Annotated in this window: 15 protein-coding genes and 1 other RNA gene; 7 read left to right on the top strand and 9 right to left on the bottom strand. The window is 30.9% G+C overall.

Going from position 1 to position 20101, the window contains the following annotated elements; all coding sequences use genetic code 11:
• On the bottom strand, positions 1 to 1023 hold the full coding sequence (locus AQ1689_RS02515) for a M28 family peptidase (RefSeq protein WP_232122523.1): 1023 nt from the start codon (positions 1021 to 1023) through the stop codon (positions 1 to 3).
• Between the two features lie 109 nt (positions 1024 to 1132).
• On the opposite strand from AQ1689_RS02515, the gene kdsA reads away from it, so the two are divergent.
• The 3 genes from kdsA to rmuC all read left to right on the top strand — a co-directional run bounded on the left by kdsA (position 1133) and on the right by rmuC (position 5061).
• Positions 1133 to 1951, top strand: a complete 819-nt coding sequence (gene kdsA, locus AQ1689_RS02520) for a 3-deoxy-8-phosphooctulonate synthase (RefSeq protein WP_058885548.1) — start codon at positions 1133 to 1135, stop codon at positions 1949 to 1951.
• Between the two features lie 39 nt (positions 1952 to 1990).
• A complete protein-coding gene (locus AQ1689_RS02525) occupies positions 1991 to 2950 on the top strand; it encodes a transglutaminase domain-containing protein (protein WP_101955083.1) in 960 nt (319 codons plus the stop codon).
• Positions 2951 to 3399: 449 nt separating this feature from the next.
• A complete protein-coding gene (gene rmuC, locus AQ1689_RS02530) occupies positions 3400 to 5061 on the top strand; it encodes a DNA recombination protein RmuC (protein WP_101955084.1) in 1662 nt (553 codons plus the stop codon).
• 188 nt (positions 5062 to 5249) lie between these two features.
• Here rmuC and AQ1689_RS02535 read toward each other — a convergent pair whose 3' ends face one another.
• Entirely contained in the window at positions 5250 to 5465 is a 216-nt protein-coding gene (locus AQ1689_RS02535) for a DUF3820 family protein (RefSeq protein WP_101914718.1), read from the bottom strand.
• 5 nt (positions 5466 to 5470) lie between these two features.
• On the bottom strand, positions 5471 to 6679 hold the full coding sequence (locus AQ1689_RS02540; protein WP_101955085.1) for an NAD(P)-dependent oxidoreductase: 1209 nt from the start codon (positions 6677 to 6679) through the stop codon (positions 5471 to 5473).
• Between the two features lie 172 nt (positions 6680 to 6851).
• Here AQ1689_RS02540 and ssrA point away from each other — a divergent pair.
• Positions 6852 to 7245, top strand: a transfer-messenger RNA (tmRNA) gene (gene ssrA / locus AQ1689_RS02545).
• A 255-nt stretch (positions 7246 to 7500) separates the two neighbouring features.
• Here the strand turns inward: ssrA and AQ1689_RS02550 are convergent.
• The 5 genes from AQ1689_RS02550 to AQ1689_RS02570 form a co-directional block, all read right to left on the bottom strand.
• On the bottom strand, positions 7501 to 7872 hold the full coding sequence (locus tag AQ1689_RS02550) for a hypothetical protein (RefSeq protein WP_101955086.1): 372 nt from the start codon (positions 7870 to 7872) through the stop codon (positions 7501 to 7503).
• A gap of 42 nt (positions 7873 to 7914) precedes the next feature.
• Positions 7915 to 8187, bottom strand: coding sequence for a hypothetical protein (locus AQ1689_RS02555; protein WP_101955087.1), 273 nt, complete (start codon positions 8185 to 8187; stop codon positions 7915 to 7917).
• A gap of 10 nt (positions 8188 to 8197) precedes the next feature.
• Positions 8198 to 9430: a hypothetical protein gene (locus AQ1689_RS02560; RefSeq protein WP_101955088.1), complete on the bottom strand. Its 1233-nt coding sequence runs from the start codon at positions 9428 to 9430 to the stop codon at positions 8198 to 8200.
• A gap of 206 nt (positions 9431 to 9636) precedes the next feature.
• Positions 9637 to 9918 (bottom strand): helix-turn-helix domain-containing protein, encoded by a 282-nt coding sequence (locus tag AQ1689_RS02565; protein ID WP_058885555.1) that lies wholly within the window; start codon positions 9916 to 9918, stop codon positions 9637 to 9639.
• 362 nt (positions 9919 to 10280) lie between these two features.
• Positions 10281 to 11624: a tyrosine-type recombinase/integrase gene (locus tag AQ1689_RS02570; RefSeq protein ID WP_101955089.1), complete on the bottom strand. Its 1344-nt coding sequence runs from the start codon at positions 11622 to 11624 to the stop codon at positions 10281 to 10283.
• 288 nt (positions 11625 to 11912) lie between these two features.
• Between AQ1689_RS02570 and AQ1689_RS02575 the strand changes: the two genes are divergently transcribed.
• Genes AQ1689_RS02575 through AQ1689_RS02585 form a run of 3 tightly spaced genes read left to right on the top strand, consistent with a single transcriptional unit; the run spans position 11913 to position 18739 of the window.
• Positions 11913 to 14426, top strand: a complete 2514-nt coding sequence (locus AQ1689_RS02575) for a type I restriction-modification system subunit M (RefSeq protein WP_101955091.1) — start codon at positions 11913 to 11915, stop codon at positions 14424 to 14426.
• Entirely contained in the window at positions 14427 to 15611 is a 1185-nt protein-coding gene (locus tag AQ1689_RS02580; RefSeq protein ID WP_101955092.1) for a restriction endonuclease subunit S, read from the top strand.
• Positions 15612 to 15637: 26 nt separating this feature from the next.
• Positions 15638 to 18739, top strand: coding sequence for a type I restriction endonuclease subunit R (locus AQ1689_RS02585; protein WP_101955093.1), 3102 nt, complete (start codon positions 15638 to 15640; stop codon positions 18737 to 18739).
• 72 nt (positions 18740 to 18811) lie between these two features.
• On the opposite strand, the gene prfA is transcribed toward AQ1689_RS02585, so the two are convergent.
• Positions 18812 to 19888 carry a peptide chain release factor 1 gene (gene prfA / locus AQ1689_RS02590; RefSeq protein ID WP_101955094.1) on the bottom strand — a complete coding sequence of 359 codons (1077 nt, stop codon included), beginning with the start codon at positions 19886 to 19888 and terminating at the stop codon, positions 18812 to 18814.
• Positions 19889 to 20101: the final 213 nt, after the last annotated feature.

The raw sequence follows: 20101 nt of genomic DNA on the forward strand, positions 1-20101 counted from the left end.
TTACTCTTCTAAAACAACTCTTGTAGGCGTATCTTTTCCGTTGATAATACTCTCTGTTCCTTTTGCTACCGCTTTAATCGTTTGAGTAATTACCCCCATATTTAAGGTTTTTGCTTGATCAGAAACCTTATGATAATCTTTATCAACATCAATTGGCGTTGTAGAAAATGTATGTGAAGGAACTCCTAAACGAGCCAAAGAAGCATTGTCTGACCTAAAAAATAAATTAAATTTCTCATACGGATCAGGAAATAATTGATACCCTGTACCTACCAAATTCTTTTGGATGATTTTACCAAAATCAGAACGTTCAAACCCTGTTAACCAAGCGGTATTTTTCCCAAAACTTGGCGTTTTACCAATCATTTCTAAATTAATTCCTGCAACAAATTTAGTAGGGTCGATTCCTTTTCCAAAAAAGTCAGAACCAATTAAACCCATTTCCTCAGCAGTAAAACACACAAATAAAATAGTTCTTTCGTTTGTACCTTTTTGAGCAAAATATTCGGCTAATGTTAACACCCCAACAACCCCTGAAGCATCATCATTTGCACCGTTAAAAATTAAATCTCCTTCACCTGATTTTTTAACGCCTAAATGATCATGGTGTGCAGAAATCACTACAATTTCTTCCTTTTTACTTTTCCCTTCTAAAACCCCAATAATATTACTCATTTTAATGCCTTTATGCGTAAAATTCTGGCGATAAGTAGCCAAATTCCCATAGGTTTTTAACCCAATACGCTTAAATTGGTTTTCAATATAAACCGTGGCTTTTTCCATCCCTTGAGTTCCGGGTTTACGCCCTTGCATTTCATCCGAAGCCAAGGTGTATAAATGTTTTTTAACCGATAATGAATCAAATACAAAAGCCTTTTTCACACTCTTTTTAGCCGTATTTGTAATTACTTCGGATAAAGAATTAGCCGTTTTATTCTGATCATTTTTCACTGTTTTACATGACGATAAAAACATCGGAATAAATGCTGACACGTATACTATTTTTTTAATATTGTTTTTCATTTCAGTATAATTTGGGTGTAATTTTTAGGGTCGATTCTTATTTAATTTAAAACCGCTAAAATAGCTAAATTAATTTCTTAATTTTGTTGAAAACCTACAACTTAAAATCATGGATTTAAATCTTATTCCAAATATAAAACATACCGATGCTAACAATTTTTTCCTTTTAGCAGGTCCTTGCGCTATTGAAAGTGAAGAAATGGCAATGCGAATTGCCGAAAAAGTACTTACAATTACCGATAAATTACAAATTCCTTATATTTTTAAAGGAAGTTTTAAAAAAGCAAACCGAAGCAGAATTGATAGTTTTACAGGAATTGGTGACGAAAAAGCGTTAAAAATTCTAAGAAAAGTTTCTGAAACCTTCAATGTTCCTACCGTTACTGATATTCACGAAGTTTCAGATGCTTACAAAGCTGCCGAATATGTCGATGTTTTACAAATCCCTGCTTTTTTAGTGCGTCAAACTGATTTAGTAGTTGCTGCCGCAAAAACGGGTAAAGTTGTTAATTTGAAAAAAGGACAGTTTATGAGTCCTGAGGCAATGCAACACGCTGTTAAAAAAGTACACGATGCAGGAAATCAACAAGCGTGGATTACCGACCGAGGAACTATGTTTGGCTATCAAGATATGATTGTCGATTTTAGAGGAATCCCTACAATGCGTGAATTTGCACCTACGGTTTTAGACGTAACACATTCGTTACAACAACCCAACCAAACAAGCGGTGTTACTGGCGGAAGACCCGATATGATTGAAACAATCGCAAGAGCTGGAGTTGTTAATAATGTCGATGGATTATTTATTGAAACACATTTTGACCCTGCAAATGCAAAAAGTGATGGTGCTAATATGTTACACCTTGATTATTTAGAAAAGCTATTAACAAATTTAGTAGCCATTAGAAAAACTGTCAATAATTTATAGGCACAATTTTTGATAAATAAAGTTGTTTTAAACTCTTATATGAAGCAACTTTATTTATTTTTAGTATTCGTTATTACTAGCGCTACCCTATCGGCTCAAGATTTTTCAATTGTTGATGCCAAAATAAAAACCTACCCTAAAAGAATTACCGCCAAAAAATTAGCTGACAAAATTTCTACAGATTTTACTTCTGATAATGAAAAAGTCAGAGCCTTATTTAGCTGGCTTGCTTTTAATATTCGATACGATTTAATTGCATTTAATAACCTTAGTGCCAGAAAAACACAGTTTAGCTATAGAAACGAAGCTGAAAAAAAAGCGAAACTTAAAGCTATAAAAGATGCTCTTGTAAAAAAAACATTGGCTAGAAGAAGTGGCATTTGTGAAGATTATGCACAAACATTTGCTAATATTTGTACGCTTTTAAATATTGAAAACGAAGTAATAAAAGGTAATGTTCGAATTTCTTCAAACGATATTGGCAAAGTAAATAACCAAGCGAATCACGCTTGGAATGCTGTAAAACTGAACAATAAATGGCTGTATTTAGATGCTACTTGGGCAGCAGGAGCTGTTAAAAACGGACGTTGGCAACGTAATTTTAATGATTATTATTTTAATATTCCTAAAGAAAAATATTTCTTAACCCATTTTCCTGAAGATATTTTATGGCAATTACGTGTAAAACGAATGTCTTTAAAAAGCTATTTTCAGCAACCAATATACACCACTGATTTTCTTAAAAAACAATACAAATTAATAGCTCCAACTACTGGTATCATTACTAAAAAAACAAATACACCCATTACTTTTATCCTTGAAAATATTGCTAAAAACCAAGCTATATATTGTGGATTTAAAGGTGTAAAATATGCTCAAAAACCAAAAATTTCTTTTGAAAAAAATCAGACAATTGTAAGTATTCTCCCTCCAAAAAATAGCAACGAAGTTTTTTTACTTATTGACAAACAGGTTGTGGCAATCTTTTTAATAAAATAAACTACTATTTAAATAACGATTTTTTAGAAGCTATTTCCCGCTTTCCGCACTCGCTTTTTTTATTTTTCAAAAGAAAAAAATAAAAAAGAGCTCAAACAAAGCTTCAATCGGGGCTAGGTATTTAGTACATCAAACTTTATTTTTTAACTAAAATTGAATAATCCTGTTCAAATTCTCGATACAATTTTAATTCCTTTTAGTCATTAAAATCACTCGAATTGACAAGAGTTATCAAAATAACTGTCAGTTCGAGTGTTTTTTTCCTTCAAAAAATGTATCGAGAACTTTTTTAGTATCAACAGAAAACACTTTAAATCAGGATGTGATGCTGAACTAAATTCAGCATGATGTTTAGCTGTTTAAAAAAAAAACATTTTTCCGTGCATTATAAAAGAAAAATAGTAAATTTAAATACCTAATAATTAACACTTTATAAAAACAAAAAAGCAATGGAACAAACTATTATTTATCTTATTGTAGGCGCGCTACTCGGCGCTGTTATTGGTTGGTTTATCGGAAACTTAAAAACAAATTCGAAAATTAATTCCATTAAAGAAAAAGCTCAAACAGCATTTAATTTAATCGATAAAGAATTTGATTCTTTTAAAGCGACTTCAAAACATCAGCAAGCACAACAAACTGCAACTATTTCTGAAAAAGAAAGACTAATTACAAACAAAGAAAATCAATTAAAAACATCCGAAGAAAACAGGTTTTTTTTAGAAAAAGAAAAAGCAACATTAGCAGCAAATAATAATTCAATATCAAAAATACTTTTAGAAAAACAAGAATTTATTATCAATTTAGAAGAACAAATTATTCTTAAAACATCAGAAAATAAAGACCTATCAAACGAATTATCTACTAAAACTGCCAATTTTAACGCTGCTAAACATACACTTACACAACATGCTGAGAGTATTGAAAAACAAACATCAGCATATGATAATCTAAAAGAAAAGTTTAATACAATAAATGAACACTTAGCCACTGCAAACGCCAAAATTGTTTCATCAAACGAAAAATTAACCCGAGAAAAAAACGAAATTAAAGAACTTCGAAATCAGTTTAATACCGAGTTTCAAAATATTGCGAGTCAAATTTTAAAAGAAAATACCAAATCTTTTTCAGAAGTTAATGAATCTAAAATTAAAGAGTTATTAAGTCCTTTAAATAAAGATATTAAAGAATTTAAAACTAAGGTCGAAGATGTTTATAATAAAGAAAGTAAAGAGCGTTTTTCTTTAGGTGAAAAAGTTAAGGAATTAGCCGAAAAAAGTGAGCAAATTAGTCAAGATGCCATCAATTTAACCAATGCGTTAAAAGGCGAAGCAAAAACCCAAGGAAACTGGGGCGAAATGATTTTAGAGAGTATTTTAGAAAAATCTGGCTTGCGTAAAGATGAAGAATATTTTATGGAGCATGAGCTAAAAGACGAGAACGGAAAAGCAATTCGTTCCGATGCTGAAGGTAAAAAAATGCGCCCCGATGCGGTTATAAAATATCCTGATAACAGAAATGTAATTATCGATTCGAAAGTTTCGTTAAATGCCTTTACCCGATATATTGCCAGTTCAGATGTCGATACGCAAAAACAAGAATTGACCGCGCATATTTCGGCAATCAAAAATCATATTGTTGCATTGAGCACAAAAGGCTATGATGATTATGATAAATCCTTAGATTTTGTAATGATGTTTATCCCTAGCGAGCCAGCATATATTGCGGCAATGCAAGGCGATCACAACCTTTGGAATTACGCTTACGACAAGCGTATTTTATTAATGAATCCTACGAATTTAATAACTTCATTAAAGTTAATTGTCGATTTATGGAAGCGTGAATATCAAAATCAAAACTCGATTGCTATTGCCGATAGAGGTGCTAAATTGTATGATAAATTTGTTCTTTTTGTCGAAAATTTAGAGAAAGTAGGAAAATATATCGACAACGCACAAACATCTTACAATACCGCGTTTAAACAATTAAGCACCGGGAATGATAATTTAGTTTTACAAGCAAGTAAATTACAACAATTAGGCATCAAAAATAAAAAAGAACTCTCTAAAGAATTGAAAAATGAAGCCGCGAAGCAACTAGAGATAATCTAAAAAATGTATCGAGAACTTTTTTAGTATCAAAAGAAAACAATTCAAATTCTCGATACTATTTTAATTCCTTTTAGTCATTAAAATCACTCGAATTGACAAGAATTATCAAAATAATTGTCAGTTCGAGTGTTTTTTTTTATTTTTCTGTTATAAAACTTTTTTAGATGAAATTTAAACAGACTCTAAAATTAATTTCTGATTTTTCGTAAAATATCTTCCAAACCATTTAATTGCATTTCATAAACCAAGCCCATCATTTTACCTAGTTTCCCCGCAGGAAAGCCTTTGTTTTTATACCAAACAATATAATGTTCAGGTAAATCATCTAAATAATAACCTTTGTATTTTCCAAAAGGCATTCGCATTTGAGCCGTATCAATTAAAAATTGCTTGTCTGCTAACATATTTATTATTCTTCGCCGTTTACATAGGCCTGTAAATACGCGTAACGCTCGGCTAATTCTCCGTTTTTTGTGGTCATTTTAGCGCGTTTTAAAACACCGTCTTTATCATCATTGAAAAAAGCTGGAATTACATTTTTTAAAAACATTTCTCCAAATCCTTCACTGGCGTCTTTTGGTAATTCACAAGGTAAATTATCCACTGCCATTACAGTTATTGCTTTTTCAGTGGTAAAATCAACCTCCTTTTCGGTTTGAGCATCATAGCCATAAATAGGATCAGCAATTGTTGAAGAACGAAGTGTTGTTGCTACCGGACCATCAACATCACAAGAAATATCAGCGACATATTTAATTTTAAAATCAGCATGTTTTACATCTTCTCTAGTAAATAAATACGGCGCTCCATCGCCATAAAAATGACCTGCGATAAAGAAATCTGTTACTTTCGCATAGGGCATAAAATTACTTTGATAACCGCTCGGGTCTTTATAAAAAGCAAACTTCTCACCTACTTTACCGTCGATGCGCTTGTTATATTCCATCACATCCGACACGCAATATACAGGCTCGGTAAAATCAGCCGTTAAATATAAAGCATCACTAATTTGTGCTATTTTTAAATAATCTAGAATTTCTTTTGCTCCTTGCGCTACTTTTCCTGTTCCTGTTACTAAAATTTTGATGTTTGGCAACGTAATTTTATCTAATTCAGCTTTTACAGCATCTAAATCAGCAAGGCTTTCTACTTTTGGTAAAGTGAATAATTTTTCACGTAAACCTAAAGCTCTAAAACCATTATAAGCACCTACTAAACCTGCATAACGACCAAAACCAATTAATCGAGCACCATTTTCTTTAATGATGGTTTCATGGTCGTACATTTCAATATTTTTAGCTAACATCCCTTGTAATAACGCACGGTTGTAAGGTTGCTTTTTGATGGTGTGCGAAAAGAAAAAATATTTTTTATTCGGAATTAAAGCCTCTAAAGGAACTTCTTTTACCCCTAATAATACATCACAATCAGACATATCGGTTACAACCTCTAAGCCTGCATCTTTATAAGCTTGATCGCTAAAAACACGAATATCTGAACTTTCAACTACTATTTCTGCCGTTGGAAATTGCGCTTTAAATTCTTGTAATTTTTCAGGAGAAAATACCACTCTTCTATCTGGTGGATTTTTACGTTCTTTAATGATTCCGAATTTCATGTATGTATTTTGTATAAAATTAAACAAATAATCTACAATTGTTAAAATATAACAATTTAAGCGAAAATACTTGATTTAAATGTATTTTACAAGTAGTATTTTATTACCTTTGCATTCTGTATTCAAATATATTAATAATATTTGATACTATTTTTTAAAATTTTATCATTTTGGGGACGACTGGTTTTGACAGCGAGACCAGCGATAATGTAAGCATGCCGAGCAGTGAATAGAAACTCGTTAAACTTAATTTCAACTTTTTAAACGGCGAGAATAACTACGCTTTAGCTGCTTAATCCGAATCATAGTAGGATTGGCCTAGGCACACAAGGTGTGCAAGCTTTATGTCCACGGATAGCCTTGATTTACGGCGCTTCACTTTTGGATATCGTAAAAGTAAATATAGAAAACTTGAAGCTTCGGCAGGTTTTTGAAACTAAAGAAGATAAGCTTTTAATAGATTGTTCTTAATCAATTACTGGTCGAAAACTAAGAAAGAAATATGTATGTAGAAAGCATTTGAACTGCTTGTTTGGACCCGGGTTCGATTCCCGGCGTCTCCACTTTTACAGACCTTAATAAGCTGTTAATCAACTTGTTAAGGTTTTTTTTAGTCAACATTTAGTCAACAAGTTAGAAATACACTCGTTTTATTCACTCAAAACTTACATTTATAACCAGCTGATTTATTGATAATAGCAAACTTTTATACACCCGCATAACAAACATCCACGAACTACAAAAAAAAACCTCAGCAAACTTAAAATATAAATTAATATACTTTGTCGCTGAGGTTTAAAGATAGCTTAAAACGGCTCTTTTTACGGTTCACAATCATTAATGCTGTCTAATAAATCGACTTGATAAGGCTCTTTACTAAGCATTTTCTTAACCTTAGAGACTTTTGTATGTGATACACTTAGATTTACTGCTATTTTACGTAAAGATGTATTAGGCTCTTTAATTATTGCATTCACAATTGCCTTGTTTGCTTTTAAAAAGTCAGTTCTTAACGTCTTAGTACCTTTTTTTCTGCCTTTGTAATTATTATTTACTGGCTGTTCCTGCTCCTGTTCGCAAACTATAAGAATATCAAACCCATTTTTACTTAAATCAGTAAGCACCGTTATTATTTCCGATGGTGTTCGCCCTATTGCTGAAATAGAACTAAATATTTTTGTTTTAGCTTTCATCTTATGTAAAGTGTATTTTTTTAGAATCCTAAATATTTACAGTTATCGACTTAGTAAATTATACTGGCTAACTTTTCGAATCAACAACCTTGCATTGCTATTGTATATTGTTACTGATGGCTTTTTGTAAATTTCCGCTTTCACTTTCGTAATGGTCTTTATAAATTCACTTTTAGCTTGTATTTCATCCTGTAGCAATTCATCTGAATATATAATACCAGCACAATTGTAATAAACCGTTAAAAGCATTTTATTTGCAGGAATAATATTTAATAAATTATTTAATACTGTTTTTTCTGTTCTCTTTAAATTCATAACTATTTTTTTAAAAGATTGATGTTTGATTATTATTGTAGTTCCTTTTTCTGATTACATTTTTATCTCTAATCGAATGGGCAATTTCTTTAATCTGAATTTCAATATCTAAAAACCTATATTTCGGATAGATAAATTTATTTCTGATTTTTTCGAACTGGCTAAAATCTGTTTTTAGTAGATACTTCAATCCTGTATGGCTAAGTAAAAAACTATCTTCTTTTTGCATTGAAATATTAACACCTGTTATAAGGCAAATACGAGGACTGTTTTTAAGTTGGTTTTCTAAATATGCATAATGATACTTAGTAGAACTATCAATCTGCATATTTTTGACGTTTTTTAGTACTTTAATAAGTTGCTTCTTTTTATTGTTTTTTACTCTTTTTACAAGTGGTAAATCTGCATATTTTAAGATTTCTTTTAGTTCCGTTTCAAGTTGATTTTTTAAAGTGAAATACAAACTTTCTTTTGGTAACTTTTGCAAATACTTCTTTTTTTCATTGCTGAATTTATTTCTATCTTTATGCTTCATTGCATCGAGCCAAAACTCCGTTTGATGTTCTTTTTCAAATCCTGTTAATTTAAAATCAAACAATAATATCTTCTCCCATTGTAAAAACAAACTATCTGCCAATCTTAAATAAGTTACTGGTTCAAGTAAATCCTCCAATGTATAAATATCTAGTTTCTGTAATACTTGACTTTTTCTTGCTTTTGCTTCAAATCGCAATGTATTTTGTAAAGCGTGTTTTTTACAGTCCTGTGTTTTATTGTAAATCTTTAACGATTTGTAAGTAGTACCAGCAGTATAAAAATTTTTGTATTGCTGACTTTCTGTAATTCTTAGTTTACCGAAAAAACGCAAACAATCTAAAATATAGTTTACATCTTCTTTTGTCTGAATATTAACTCCATATTCTAAACCAATTACTTTAAATTCTTTAGGTGTTATATTAAAAGTATTTATTAATTCATTCAGTACATTAATGCAACTTAACACCGTGAACCTATTAGCATTGTGTAAACCATTATTATAGAAGTAATGCACACTACCTACAATCTCAAGTCTATTGTAATATTTTATAAAAACTAAGTTCTTATAAGTCCTGACTTCTTTTGTTCTTATTTCTCCATCTTTTGTAGAACGCTCTGTTATACTCTGATATAACAAATTAGTATTGTCCCAAATTTTATTTATTTGACTACTATTATTTGTCATTATTTTTTGATTATCAATCATTTATTAATTAATACTATCGTTAAATTTTGGCATAAGTAATGCCGTACCGCTTAGGATTAAGCAGTAGCATAATAGAAAAAGAACGCCCTAAAATAAGGCGCTCTAAGGTTTTACAATTCTAAAAAAAGAATACAATGATTATCGTTATGATAGTGGCTACAATATCAATAATTAAATCTTTTGTTTGTTGAGGTGTTCGCATTGTGCTACTTATTAAGAGTTATAAGCGCATCTTCAATACTTTTGCGGGTGTATAATACCCTGTTACCGATTTTTAAAGGAACAAGCGTTCCGTTATGCCTCCAATTATGAAGCGAACTTAAATCGACTTTTAAGAGGTCGGCGGTCTCCTGCCTGCTTAAATATTCTGTTGGTTGTTTTGGTTGGAATGTTTTTTTTAATTCCTGCAATTGGTCTGCAATGCCTTTAATGATTGCGTCCTGTAGTTGCTGTGCTGTAATCTGAATAAGTTGTACCTGTTGTTCCATATTTCACGGTTTTTTTAAGACGAACTAATCATTTTAATAAGAATACACTACATTTGTAGAATTATTTTATCCGGCAAGATTAATAATTCACAAGGTGTTTCTTTTCATTTCGATGATTAAGAGCATCTTTTTTTATACTCGAAATTGTTTAATAAGAGCTAGGCAAATCTAATCAAAATTTTAATACACCAAACAATGTTCTGAACAATTAATTAAAAAAATATCCTTGAACACCTTTTTTAAGGCTTTTAAGCTATTTTCTTGATATCATCAATGAGGTGTAAACGGATAAAAAAAAGGATGCAAATATACACCTTTTTTTTACATTGTAACGTTTTTATTCTTTTTGGCTTTACCTACTTTTATTCGTTGGATGCCTTGCCTACTACCTTTAAATCTGCTTTTGGTTTGATTGCTTTTTTATTCTTTTTACCTATTTTCTGCCATATTTTTGCTAGTTGTATTCCGTAGTCAATAGGCTCTTTACCGATATAAGTAAGGAACATTTTTTCTGTTTTATGGGCTGTTATATTCATTAAAATAGGCGTTGGATATAATTCACTCGCATAATGATTTGATGCAAATGAGCGTCTGCAAATGTGAGACGAAACTAATTCGTGTTTTGGATATATTCCGCCGATGTATCTTTTTTTAACCTCATCGAATTTATTGCCATTTACTAAAGTGTCTATTCCTGCAAGTTTAGTAAGAGCCTTTAAATGCCTATTAAATAAGGCTTTACTACTATCAATATTGTTAGAGAAAATAGGCGGAAATTGCCCATCTCTTTTGTTTAAAACCTCTAATACTTCAAAATGTATCGGTATTTGTACTAATTTATTTGTTTTCTGTTGAGTTAATACGATGAAGTCAAAATCTTGTATATGCTGAATAAAACTAACATTCATTCGTAATAAATCCGATACTCTTTGCCCGGTAAAACAGCCTATTATTAGCCAATCCCTTGCAATTTGGTGGGCTTCATTAACAAACTTTGTATTTTTTATTTGCTCTATTTCGTTGAGGTTTAAAATTACCTTTGGAGCTTCAATAGTAAATCCTGTAAAGTTTTTAAGCTGTTCACTTACTTTGAAGCCATTTTTTTCAGCATCTAAACAGATACTTTTTACAAACTTTAAATAACGCCCTATTGTGTTATCGCCTAATTTGTCAATTTCGCTTAAATAATCTATAAATTTTATTCTAAACATCAAATTAACATCTATAATCTTTGTACGACTTTTAGTGTGTTTATCAAATGCAGTTAATTTATTTACAATAGTTTGATATTTTTTTTGTGTACCAATTGAAACCCCCATCTTTTTGGTTTTATCATTTGCCTTGTATTTTAAGTTCTTAATAAAATAATTTCCGTATTCCGTAATGTAGTCAAGTTCGGCAATTTCGGATTTATTAAAATGAATATCAATTTTTGATTGAAGCCAGACGCCGTTTATTTCTACTCCTTTTGTATTTGCGTTATTCACTTCTTTTGATATGAACGTGTTTAATTCGTTAAGTGTATTTGATATATTCTCAACATCTTTAAAATTATCTGCTGGTCTGCCTTTTATTGTACTCCAATTATCAGAATGAATACTTAACGATGTTTTGCGCTTGTATAATTTATTCCGCCCTAAAGATAATCTTAAATAGATCTGTGTATTTTCTCCTTTACTTTGAATAATAAATTTTATAGTAGCCATAATTTGATATCTTTTGATTATTCAAATGTAATGACAATAAAAATTCTAGTCAACATCTAGTCAACATATATTCAATTCCAATGAATTTAACTCAATTTGCTTAAATGCTCTAAAGACCAATAACAGCAAGCCATCCATTGAAAACACTAAAGAAACAGCAGTTTTACAAGGGTTACGAAAACCACCAAAAAGAGCCGTTTTACTCCCGGCGTCTCCACTTTTACACCCTGTAAACCCCGTGTTTACAGGGTTTTTATTTTTAAGAACTCTAAAATATCCAAGCAACAAATGAATAAGCAACAATTAGCTACTAAAATATGGGAATCTGCAAACCAAATGCGTTCGAAAATTGAAGCAAATGAATACAAAGATTATATTTTAGGATTTATTTTTTACAAATATTTATCAGAAAAACAGATAGAAACATTAAAAAAGAATGAGTTTTCTAATAATGATATTCAAAACCTCAACGAACAGGATACCGAAAATGTAAACTTTATTAAAGAAGAAATTGGCTATTTTATAGCTTACGATAATTTATTTAGTACGTGGATTAACGCAGGAAAAGATTTTGAAGTAGCAAATGTTCATGATGCCCTTTCGGCTTTTAACCGTTTGATAGACGACAAACATAAAAAATTATTTGAAGGTATTTTTGAAATACTACAAACTGGTTTAGGTAAATTAGGCGAAAATGCTTCAAAACAAACCAAAGTTATTAGCGATTTAATCCATTTGATTAATGATATTCCGATGGACGGAAAACAAGATTACGATGTTCTTGGTTTTATTTATGAGTTCTTAATTGCTCAATTTGCTCAAAATGCTGGTAAAAAAGCAGGAGAATTTTATACGCCTAATGAAGTATCTGTATTAATGTCTGAAATTATATCAGACCATTTAAAAGATGCCAAGGAAATTAAAATTTACGATTCGTGTAGTGGTTCGGGTTCTTTGTTAATTAATATTGGTAACAGTGTAGCCAAATACATGACCAATAAAGGTAATATTAAATACTACGCACAAGAACTAAAAAGAAATACCTACAACCTTACTCGTATGAATTTAATTATGCGAGGAATTTTACCCGATAATATTTTTACAAGAAATGGCGATACTTTAGAGGAAGATTGGCCATTTTTTGATGAAAATGAAAAAGAAACATCATACGAAAGATTGCGTGTAGATGCCGTAGTTTCGAATCCACCGTATTCGCAAAATTGGAATACCGAAAATAAAGAATCTGAAGCTCGTTACAGCCGTTTTGGTGTAGCTCCTAAAGGAAAAGCAGATTTTGCCTTTTTATTACACGATTTATATCACCTAAAACCAAACGGAATTATGAATATCGTACTTCCGCACGGTGTGTTATTCCGTGGTGGCGAAGAAGGTAAAATCCGTAGAAATTTAATCGAACAAAATCATATACACGCAATTATTGGCTTGCCTGCTGGTATCTTTTTTGGTACGGGAATACCAACAGTAATTATCGTATTACGACAAGAACGTACAGAAAGCAATATTTTATTTATTGATGCATCCAAAGGATTTATTAAAGACGGTAAAAATAACAAACTTCGTGCTTCCGATATTAAAAAAATAGCCGATACCGTTAATCAGCGTATTACAGTTCCTAAATTTTCGAGCGTTGTTGCTAAAGATGAAATTCGTAACAATGAATACAATTTAAACATCCCTAGATATATAGATGCTTCTGAAAAAACGGAAAGTTGGGATATTTACGCTTCCATGTTTGGCGGTATTCCTAAAAATGAATTAGACGATTTAAACCTCTATTGGAATGCTTTTAACGGTTTAAAAGAACATCTTTTCAAAGAAAATACTCCCGAAAATTATCATATAAATGTTACCGATATTAAAACCACTATCAAAAATCATCAAAGCGTACAAAACTTTATAAATCAGTTTACTGAAAATTTTAACGATTTTGATGCTTTTTTAGATACACAACTTATCCAAAATAAAACAACATTACATATTTCATCAGAAAAAAATGTAATTAGCAATGCTATTTTTAAGCGTTTAAAAAATATTCCGTTATTAGATAAATACGTTGCCTACGAAGGTTTTTCCAACGAATGGGAAAAAATTAGTATCGATTTAGAAATGATACATTCCGAAGGAAGCCAAACCATAAAAAAGGTAGACCCTAATATGGTTGTTAAAAAGAAAAGCGGTAAAGATGTAGAAGTACAACAAGGCTGGAAAGGGCGTATTATTCCGTTTACTTTAGCCCAACAAATTTTATTAGAAGATGATGTAAAGGCACTTCAACAAAATGAAAACCAACTACAACAACTACAATCAGAAATTGACGAACTAACCGAAAACATAAACACCGCACAAGAAGCTATTGAAAATGGTGCGGAAAATGACGAGGAATTAGAAACTGAAATTGTTGAACATAACAAACAACTAAAAATCAATAAAACAAGCCGTACAAAATTAAATAAAATCATTAAAACACAAACAGACAGCCTACACCTGCAAACAAAAGAAACTATTGAAAACCTTACCGAGGCACAAGTAAACCAATTACTTACCGCAAAATGGATACAACCTATTGTATTGTTTGTTCATAAAATGCCCGAAAACAGCTTACAACAGCTAAACCAAAAAATAACCGCTTTAGCGAAAAAATATAGCACAACCTACGCACAAGTAGCAAACGACATACAAAAAACCCAAAATAGTTTATCTGAAATGATTAACGAATTAGAAGGTAACCAATTTGATATGCAAGGATTAACAGAACTTAAAAACCTTTTAAACCATAAATAAATGAGTACAAATAAAATACCTAAAATTAGGTTTAAAGGGTTTACTGAGGAATGGGAAGTGAAAAAGTTATCTGAATTACTACAATTGGAAAATGGCTATGCTTTTAAGAGTGAATATTTTCAATCTAAAACCTCAGAATATATTGTACTAACACCTGGCAATGTTCATTTAAAAGGAGGTTTTCAATATGGCAAAGGTAATTATTACAATATTTTAGGTAAATACCCTGAAAGATTTAACTTAAAAGCTGGTGATATTTTTGTTACTATGACAGATTTAACACCAACTGCTCAAACCTTAGGTTTACCTGCTATTGTACCTGATGATGGAAATAAATACTTACATAATCAACGATTAGGAAAATTAACAAATTTAAAAGGAGATAAGGAATTTTTGTTTCAACTTTTATGTAGTAGTAAAAACCAAAAGAAAATTGTTGTCACTTCATCTGGAACTACTGTAAAACACACTTCTCCTCAAAAAATACTTGATTGTATTAACCATTTCCCCAAACAAGAAGAACAAACGAAAATAGGTTCATTTTTTGAAAATATAGACCAATTAGTAAACCAACACCAAACGCAACATAAAAAACTAACCGCTCTTAAAAAAGCAATGCTTAGTAAGCTATTTCCAAAACAAGGAAAAAAAATCCCTGAAATTAGGTTTAAAGGATTTAATGAGGAATGGGAAGTTAAAAAATTAAATGAAGTGACAACTTACCGTTCTTCAACATTATCTGTAAGTGATGCTAAAGAAGTTGGAAATTATGAATTATATGATGCCAATAAAGTTATTGGCTATACTGATAATTATATTCAATCTTGTGAATATATTAGTATTATTAAAGATGGTTCAGGTGTTGGACGTCTTCGTTTACTGCCTAAAAACACAAGTTTTATAGGAACATTGGGAGCGATAATCGCAAATAACGTTGATATTTATTTTATTTATAATTACCTCCAAATTATTGATTTAATTAAACACGTAACAGGAGCTACTATTCCTCACGTCTATTTTAAAGATTATGGAGAAGATGAATACTTAATTCCTGTTGATAAAAAAGAACAAGAAAAGATAGGAAATTATTTTCAGAATTTAGATAGTTTAATAGCAAACCACAGCCAACAACTAGAAAAATTAGAGGTTTTAAAAAAGGCGTGTTTAGCTAAAATGTTTGTTTAAAAAATTGTTATTGAAAAAGAAAAAATATGTTTAAAAACGAAGCTGAATTTGAAAAAACTTTTATTGAAACTTTAAGAAATTTTGGTGATTGGAACGATTCCGAAGTACTTAAAAACCCAACAGAACAAGATTTATTAAATAATTGGGCTAAAATTTTATATAAAAACAATAAAAGTATTGATAGGTTAAACGAAAAACCGCTTACCAATGGAGAAATGCAACAAATAGTTGCACAAATAAACACCCTACGCACGCCATTAAACTTAAACGGATTTATAAAAGGAAAAACCATTTCGATAAAACGAGATAATAAAGACGATAAATTACATTTTGGTAAAGAAATTAGTTTAAAAATATACGACCCTTATGAAATAGGACAAGGGCAAAGTAAGTATCAAATAGCACAACAACCGCAATTTCCTACTAAAAGCAAGATGTTAAACAACCGCCGTGGCGATGTAATGTTGTTAATAAACGGAATGCCTTTAATTCATATCGAACTAAAAAAATCGGGCGTTTCGGTATCACAAGCCACGCATCAGATAGAAAATTATGCACGTTCGGGAATTTTTACAGGTTTCTTTTCGTTGGTTCAAATATTTGTAGCTATGAATCCTGAAGAGGCGGTTTATTTTGCAAACCCTGGCCCTGACGGAAAATTTAATTCAGATTATTATTTCAATTGGGCAGATTTTAACAATGTAAAAATTAATAATTGGAAAAATTTTTCTAGAAAATTATTAACCGTCCCCATAGTACACGAATTAGTAGGACTTTACACTATTGCCGATAAAAGTGATGGTATTTTAAAAGTAATGCGAAGTTATCAATACCATGCCTGTCATGCAATTTCTGATAAAGTTGCAAAAACCAATTGGAATATTCACGATAAAACCAACCATTTAGGCGGTTTTATATGGCACACCACAGGTTCGGGAAAAACCTTAACCAGTTTTAAATCGGCACAATTAATTGCCAATTCAAAAGATGCCGATAAGGTTATTTTTTTAATGGATAGAATTGAGTTAGGCACACAATCGTTAAAAGCCTACAATCATTTTACCGAAGATAACGAAGAAGTACAAGCCACAGAAGATACGCAAGTATTAATAAATAAGCTAAAAAGTAACGACCCTGCCAATACGTTAATTGTATCTTCTATTCAAAAAATGAGTAATATTACCGAAGATGGTTTACGCTCGGCAGACATTAGCAAAATAAACCAAAAACGTATGGTAATTATTGTTGATGAAGCGCATCGCTCTACTTTTGGCGATATGTTACAAACCATTAAACAAACGTTTGATAACGCTTTATTCTTCGGATTTACAGGCACACCCATACTAGACGAAAATCAGAAAAAAGACAGTACCACTACTACCGTTTTTGGGCAAGAATTACATCGATATACTTTAACTGACGGAATTACAGATAAAAATGTTTTAGGTTTTGACCCTTACAAAGTTTTAACCTATAAAGATAAAGATTTGCGTTTGGAGGTAGCTTTAGAAAAATCAAAATCGGCAGATATTACCGATGCTATGGCAGACCCAAAAAGAAAAAAAATATTTAACAAGTATATGAACGATGTTCCTATGGCTGGTTATTTAGATGAAAATAGCGTTTATAATGTTGGTATTGAAGATTTATTACCAAAATCGCAATATCAAACAGAAAACTATTATAATGCGGTTGTAAAAGATATTTTAGAGGGTTGGAAAGTTTTAAGTCAAGATAATAAATTTCATGCTATTTTTGCAACCAGTAGTATTGCTGATGCTATTATGTATTATCGAAAATTTAAAAGCGAAGCGTCACATTTAAACGTAACCGCTTTATTTGATGCAACTATTGATAATAATGGGAGCGCACCATTTAAAGAAGATGGTTTAGTTGAATTAATGGAAGATTACAACGCCAAATTCGGGCAAAACTTTACATTAGCAACACACGGTAAATTTAAAAAAGATATTGCTTTACGCTTGGCACACAAAACACCTTATCAGCGCATAACAACAAGCCCCGAAAAGCAATTAGATATTTTAATTGTCGTTGACCAAATGCTAACGGGTTTCGACTCTAAATGGGTAAATACGTTGTATTTAGATAAAATGTTAAAGTATGAAAACCTAATACAAGCCATATCACGTACCAACCGACTTTTTGGCGAAGACAAACCTTTTGGAACTATTAAATATTACAAGTTGCCACACACTATGGAACGTAATATTAATGATGCTGTAAAACTTTATTCAGGCGATAAACCCTTAGAATTATTTGTTGATAAATTAGATAAAAATTTAATCGCTTTAAATGATGTATTTACGGAGATAAAAGAATTATTTGAAAATGCTAAAATTGAATCGTTTAGCAAATTACCAACAGAAAAAGCAGAACGTGGTTTATTTGCAAAATTATTTAATACGTTTAATCATTATTTTGAATCAGCAAAAGTACAAGGTTTCCGTTGGGATAAATTAAATTATACTTTTGAAGAAAAGAATTTAAAAATAGAAATACGTTTTGATAAACAAATTTTTTTAACGTTAGTACAACGTTATAAAGAGTTATTTAGCAATTCTGATACTGATGAAAAAGATTCAGATATTCCTTTTGATATAAAAACACATATTACCGAAATAGACACGGGTAAAATAGATAGTGATTTTATGAATTCGAAATTTAAAAAGTTTTTAAAAAACTTAGAAAGTTCAGAGATCAGTAAAACAGAAAAAGAAAAAACGTTAAATGAGCTTCGAAAATCGTACGCAAAACTAAGCCAAAATGAACAAAAATATGCCGAAATATTTTTAAGAGATATAGAAAGAGGTGACGTTGTTTTAGAGCAAGATAAAGATTTTATGGATTATATTGTCATATATCATCAAAATGATGAAAACGATAAAATAAAACAAATTTCTATTGCATTTGGTTTAGAGGAATCTTTGTTACGAGGAATGATAAATACGGAGTTTTCAATGGCAAAATTCAACAGATTAAAAGAAACTGTTGATAAAGAAAAAGCAAAAATTTATTTTGAAAAATTAGAAGGTGTCAAAATATCTAAACCTAAGGTAAATATAAAAACGCATAATTTATTAAAAGAATTTATTGTAGAACAAAATTAAGAAACAACAAAAAAACACGCAACCCATAACAGATTGCGTGTTTTTCAATAAAATATATACTTGTTGATACTCTTAAATAGTTTCTCCTAATTCTTTTAATTTAGACGTATTTTCTGCAAGCATTAACTCATCAATAATTTTCTGAATATCACCATTAATAATATTTGATAAATCATATAAAGTTAACCCAATTCTGTGATCTGTCATACGCCCTTGTGGGAAATTGTAAGTTCTAATTTTCGCACTTCTATCTCCAGAAGTAACCATTGTTCCACGTTTTAAAGCATCAGCAGCATTTTTCTTTGCCAACTCCATGTCGTATAAACGAGAACGCAATACTTTAAAGGCTTTCTCTTTATTCTTATGTTGCGATTTCTGATCCTGACATTGCGCTACTAAACCAGTAGGAATATGTGTTAAACGAACCGCTGAATACGTCGTATTTACAGACTGACCTCCAGGACCTGATGAACAGAAAAAGTCAATACGTACTTCCTTCGGATTAATAACTACATCAAACTCTTCTGCTTCTGGGAAAACCATACACGTAGCTGCCGATGTATGCACACGACCTTGTGTTTCGGTTTGTGGTACACGTTGTACACGGTGTACACCTGCCTCAAACTTTAAAGTTCCATACACATCATCACCAGAAACTTCAAACTGAATTTCTTTAAAACCACCGTTTGTTCCTTCAGAATAATCTACTGTTGATACTTTCCAACCCCTACCTTCACAATATTTGGTGTACATTCTAAATAATTCACCAGCAAAAATACTTGCTTCATCACCTCCAGCACCTGCTCTAAGTTCAACAACGGCATTTTTACTATCTTCAGGATCTTTCGGAATTAATAAAAACTTAATTTCATCCTCTAAAACAGGAATACGCTTTTTAGCATCATCCATTTCCATTTTAGCCATTTCCGTCATTTCGGCATCGCTTCCGTCAGCTATAATTTCTTTAGCTTCTTCAATAGAGTCCGTTAAACTTTGATATTCTTGTCCTTTTTTAACAACCTTACCTAAATCTTTATATTCTTTACTTAACTTAACGTAACGTTTTTGATCCATTATAACTTCAGGTTGGATAATTAAATCCGAAATTTCGTCATAACGTTGCTTTATAATTCTAATTTTATCTAACATCTTCTAGCTTTTCTGGTCTGCGAATTTACGGATTTTATCGGAATTATTTTTAAAATTCATTTAACTATATTTTTAAGGCAAATCTCCTTGTTTTGCATCAATACGCTAAAACTTTATTTAGCTTTTGATAAAAGAGCCATTTCAACCTTTTTTAGTCGTTTATTTATCTCTAAAAAACAAGCAAACAAAGCCGACACTCACTCTTTTTAAATA

This window comes from Tenacibaculum finnmarkense (assembly GCF_900239185.1).
GTDB lineage: Bacteria > Bacteroidota > Bacteroidia > Flavobacteriales > Flavobacteriaceae > Polaribacter > Polaribacter finnmarkensis.

Coding starts and splice junctions, on each gene's coding strand:
- AQ1689_RS02575 (WP_101955091.1), top strand. CDS start 11,913: ATGAATAAGCAACAATTAGCTACTAAAATATGGGAATCTGCAAACCAA.
- AQ1689_RS02540 (WP_101955085.1), bottom strand. CDS start 6,679: ATGAAATTCGGAATCATTAAAGAACGTAAAAATCCACCAGATAGAAGA.
- AQ1689_RS02555 (WP_101955087.1), bottom strand. CDS start 8,187: ATGAATTTAAAGAGAACAGAAAAAACAGTATTAAATAATTTATTAAAT.
- AQ1689_RS02515 (WP_232122523.1), bottom strand. CDS start 1,023: ATGAAAAACAATATTAAAAAAATAGTATACGTGTCAGCATTTATTCCG.
- prfA (WP_101955094.1), bottom strand. CDS start 19,888: ATGTTAGATAAAATTAGAATTATAAAGCAACGTTATGACGAAATTTCG.
- AQ1689_RS02535 (WP_101914718.1), bottom strand. CDS start 5,465: ATGTTAGCAGACAAGCAATTTTTAATTGATACGGCTCAAATGCGAATG.
- AQ1689_RS02525 (WP_101955083.1), top strand. CDS start 1,991: ATGAAGCAACTTTATTTATTTTTAGTATTCGTTATTACTAGCGCTACC.
- kdsA (WP_058885548.1), top strand. CDS start 1,133: ATGGATTTAAATCTTATTCCAAATATAAAACATACCGATGCTAACAAT.
- AQ1689_RS02565 (WP_058885555.1), bottom strand. CDS start 9,918: ATGGAACAACAGGTACAACTTATTCAGATTACAGCACAGCAACTACAG.
- AQ1689_RS02570 (WP_101955089.1), bottom strand. CDS start 11,624: ATGGCTACTATAAAATTTATTATTCAAAGTAAAGGAGAAAATACACAG.
- AQ1689_RS02585 (WP_101955093.1), top strand. CDS start 15,638: ATGTTTAAAAACGAAGCTGAATTTGAAAAAACTTTTATTGAAACTTTA.
- AQ1689_RS02580 (WP_101955092.1), top strand. CDS start 14,427: ATGAGTACAAATAAAATACCTAAAATTAGGTTTAAAGGGTTTACTGAG.
- AQ1689_RS02560 (WP_101955088.1), bottom strand. CDS start 9,430: ATGATTGATAATCAAAAAATAATGACAAATAATAGTAGTCAAATAAAT.
- rmuC (WP_101955084.1), top strand. CDS start 3,400: ATGGAACAAACTATTATTTATCTTATTGTAGGCGCGCTACTCGGCGCT.
- AQ1689_RS02550 (WP_101955086.1), bottom strand. CDS start 7,872: ATGAAAGCTAAAACAAAAATATTTAGTTCTATTTCAGCAATAGGGCGA.